Raw genomic sequence first — 598 nt, 5'->3', positions numbered from 1 at the left:
CTCATCGCAGACCTGCTGTTCGACGCCGACGAGGGCCTCGCCGGCCACGTCTCCGAGCAGTTCCGCATCAAGCTCGAAGACGAAATCGAGACGGCGCAGGCGAACCTCGAACGCCGCGAGGTCGGTGCCATCTCCGCGGCCGTCCTCGACTCCGACGCTTACAGTCACCGCTTCGACTTCCCGCCGACGGGCCTGCTCGTGGACGAACTCCACCGCCGCACCCGCGAGGGTGACGCCTTCGTGACCGTCGCGCTCGGCATGGACGAACTCTACCTGCGCTCGACGGGCGACCTCGACCTCCGCGCGGTCGTCGAGTCGGCCGCCGAGAAAGCGCCCGCCGCCGGCCTCGCCGCCGCGGGCATCCGCGAAGGTCGTATCGAGTTCCTGACCGGCGCGCGCGACGAGGCGCTCGAAGCCGTCCTCGACGCCGCCGCCGAGCAGTTCTAAGCCGCAATCCAGACTCCTCCTCGCGCGGTTCGACGGAGGGCTGTATTCCAGCCTCCCGAGCGACACGCTTATCCACGAAACGACCCGATTCGCGCCCATGAACCGCCACCGCGTCGCCGAACGGGAGGTGTGTCCGTGAGCGCCGAGACCG

General features: G+C 69.4%; 1 pseudogene. It reads left to right on the top strand.

Features of this window, described 5'->3' with window-relative positions:
• Positions 1–447, top strand: a pseudogene (locus DVK05_RS16380) (DNA-binding protein); the annotation flags it as partial.
• Positions 448–598 lie beyond the last annotated feature (151 nt).

This window comes from Halorubrum sp. Atlit-8R (genome assembly GCF_003666025.1).
Lineage (GTDB): Archaea > Halobacteriota > Halobacteria > Halobacteriales > Haloferacaceae > Halorubrum > Halorubrum salinarum.
This window is presented reverse-complemented; position numbering and strand designations above follow the sequence as displayed.